The organism is Caballeronia sp. (assembly GCF_049581465.1).
GTDB lineage: Bacteria > Pseudomonadota > Gammaproteobacteria > Burkholderiales > Burkholderiaceae > Caballeronia.
Genome location: NZ_JBAUSA010001361.1, coordinates 1 through 3,050 on the forward strand (window position 1 = coordinate 1; position 3,050 = coordinate 3,050).

4 protein-coding genes are annotated in these 3,050 nt (G+C 60.5%); all 4 read left to right on the forward strand.

All coding sequences use genetic code 11. From position 1 onward, the window contains the following. Positions 1-183: YciI family protein (locus WCA53_RS32865; RefSeq protein WP_423921806.1), on the forward strand; the 183-nt coding region annotated here is incomplete at its 5' end. A 120-nt stretch (positions 184-303) separates the two neighbouring features. Next, on the forward strand, positions 304-717 hold the full coding sequence (locus tag WCA53_RS32870) for a YciI family protein (protein ID WP_423921811.1): 414 nt from the start codon (positions 304-306) through the stop codon (positions 715-717). Positions 718-752: 35 nt separating this feature from the next. Next, positions 753-2,042, forward strand: a complete 1,290-nt coding sequence (locus tag WCA53_RS32875) for an RNA polymerase sigma factor (RefSeq protein WP_423921814.1) — start codon at positions 753-755, stop codon at positions 2,040-2,042. Positions 2,043-2,526: 484 nt separating this feature from the next. Beyond that, positions 2,527-3,050, forward strand: a 524-nt coding sequence (locus WCA53_RS32880) for a hypothetical protein (protein ID WP_423921817.1), incomplete at its 3' end; no start/stop codon positions are given.

Sequence of the window (3,050 nt, forward strand, 5' to 3'; positions counted from 1 at the left end):
CATCAACGCGACGGCCGCACGAGCCTCGTCGACGGGCCGTTCGCCGAGGCAAAGGAAGTGATCGGCGGATTCTTCCTGCTTAATTGCGCGACGAAGGAAGAGGCAATCGAGATCGCCCGCGCGTGCCCGGTCGTCGAATGGTGCGAAGTCGAAGTGCGCAAGGTGGGCCCTTGCTGGGATTGAACGGTCGCGGCGGGAAGTGATTTTGTTCGCGCTGTGTCGATTTGTATCGGCGTGGTTCGTCGTGGGGAGGAGGGCGCGCGTGACGCTCTTTCTAAAAATGGCGAAACAAGGAGAGCCGCGATGCGATTCATGATCCTGGTCAAGGCGACCGCGAAGTCCGAGGCGGGCGCGCTGCCCGAAGACGCGTTGATTGCCATGATGGCGAGCTTTCACGAAGAACTGGCGAAAGCAGGCGTGCTGCTTGACGCGGCCGGTCTACAGCCAAGTGCAAAGGGCTGGCGCGTGGCTTACGAGGGAGGGCGGCGCGCAGTAATCGAGGGGCCTTTTGCGGAGACGAAGGAGCTCATTGCCGGCTACACGCTGATCCAGGTTCGCTCGCGCGACGAAGCGATGGAATATGCCCGCCGTTTCCCCGCCCCGATGGGCGACCAGGAGAGCGGGTTGATCGAAGTACGCCAACTCTATGAACTCGACGATTTCGGCCCGAGCGACTCCGTTGAGCGGTTTCGCCAACTCGAAGCGTCGCGTCGTTAAGGCGCCTGACACACCATGAGCGAAACCGACACACCATGAGCGAAACCGACGCGTCCAGAGCCGCCACCGATCGCGCGATCGAAACCGTGTGGCAGATGGAATCGGCGAAGGTGATCGCGGTCGTCGCGCGGATGGTGCGCGACGTCGCGCTAGCTGAGGAATTCGCGCAGGACGCGCTCGTCGCGGCGCTTGCCCACTGGCGCACCCACGGCGTCCCGGACAACCCAGCAGCATGGCTAATGACGACTGCCAAGCATCGCGCCCTGGACCGCCTGCGCCAGGACGCGCTTCACTCACGCAAGCACGAGGAACTCGGACGCGACATGGACGCGCGCGAGGAACACATCACGCCAGATTTCGTCGATACCCTCGATGCCGCGCACGAAGACGATATCGGCGACGATCTGTTGCGACTGGTATTCACGGCGTGTCACCCGGTGTTGTCGCTCGACGCCCGCGTCGCGCTGACCTTGCGGCTGCTTGGCGGCCTCACCACCGATGAAATCGCCCGCGCTTTCCTGCAATCCGAACCCACGATTGCGCAGCGAATCGTGCGGGCGAAGCGAACGCTCTCGGCGGCGCGCGTGCCGTTCGAAGTGCCGCAAGCCGATGCTCGCGCGCAACGCCTGGGGGCGGTGCTGGAAGTCATCTATTTGATTTTCAACGAAGGGTATTCGGCGACCGCCGGCGACGACTGGATGCGGCCCTCGCTTTGCGACGACGCGCTGCGCCTTGGCCGCATTCTCGCCGGTCTCGCGCCCGATGAAAGCGAGGTGCATGGTCTTGTCGCGTTGATGGAGATCCAGGCATCGCGAATCCACGCGCGAACCGATGCCAACGGGCGGCCCGTGTTGCTGATGGAGCAGGATCGCGGCCGCTGGGATTCCCTGCTGATTCGCCGCGGGCTCGCTTCGCTGAGACGGTCCGAGGCGTTGGGCGGAGCACTCGGCCCGTACGCGTTGCAAGGTGCGCTTGCGGCATGTCACGCGCGGGCACACCGTGCAGCGGACACGGACTGGGTGCAGATCGTGGCCTTATACGATGCGCTCGTGATGGCAGCACCATCGCCTGTCGTGGAGTTGAACCGCGCGGTGGCGGTGGGCATGGCGTTCGGTCCGGCGTCGGCGCTTGAAATTGTCGATGAACTTCGCTCAAATGCGACGCTTGCCAATTACCACTGGTTGCCGAGTGTTCGCGGTGACTTGCTGGCAAAGCTGGGACGGCGCGACGAAGCGCGCGCGGCGTTCGAGTGCGCCGCCGCGATGACGCGCAACGCACGCGAGCAGGCGTTATTGCTGGCGCGCGCGCAGGAAATGAAGGAGTGATTGTTTCCATCCATGCATCAATTCAACCGGATTAAGACCTGCGCGGGCTTCTAAACACCACGGAGTGGGAAAGTAGTTAGTAATTATTTATTAATGCGTAAGTCAGGATTGAGCCAAACTTAATCGACGGATTTTATCGTGTGCCTATGCACCATTGCAGCAATAAAATCGGTCAATGGCCTGAGGTCATTGACTTTTTTAAAATGCAATGACGTGAACGATGTCGATCGAACATCGATTAATCGAAACTGGATTTCATACTTCTCCGAAGCATCGATTTCGCCGCAGCGCAGCACATTCAAGACGTTGAGCCGCTTGTAGACCGCGCCTCCTCGTTATCGCTCCCTCTCGGGCGGTCGCTTAAGTTTTATTGATAAGCAGCCGATAAGGCAGAATAGGCACCTTCCGTGGAAACCGTCATTAAATAATCCGCACGGAGTTCAAGAGACGTGCCGAATCCGACAGCCTTAAAGACCGGAAAGCTATGCCGACGCCATTAAAATTCGAAAGCGGGGATTTCTCACAAAACGATGCGGAAGAAGTCTGGCGGGAAGGTCTTGGTTCCATTTACGAGATCGATCGGGAAAAAGATCCAGACGCGCCTTTTAACGCGAGCATGGAAAGCTGGGACATGGGCGCGATGGTGCTCACGCGCCACGTTGCGCACAATGATGTCCATTTCCAGCGCACGAAGCGAAAGATCGCCACGTCAGGCATTGACCATTACCTCGTGCACTGTCTGCTCGATGGCGCGCTGACATCCACCTACGGGCGCGAGACGCAGCAGGTGCCGCACGGTTCGATCGTCGTGCGCGATCTCAGCGTGGAAAACTCGGCTTTCGCCCGCGACGCGCCCATGCTCACGCTCACTATCCCGCGCCAGGCTATCGACCGGCGCACAGCCGGCGCGTTGCGCATTCACGGGGTGTGCTGGGAGGCGAGCGATCCAATCGGTGTACTAATTGGGTCGCACATGAGGAGCCTCGCCAGCGTCGCGACTGAAATGAA

What these genes read in the sequence shown, in the direction of transcription:
- WCA53_RS32875 (WP_423921814.1), top strand. Translation starts at nt 753, where the DNA reads ATGAGCGAAACCGACGCGTCCAGAGCCGCCACCGATCGCGCGATCGAA.
- WCA53_RS32870 (WP_423921811.1), top strand. Translation starts at nt 304, where the DNA reads ATGCGATTCATGATCCTGGTCAAGGCGACCGCGAAGTCCGAGGCGGGC.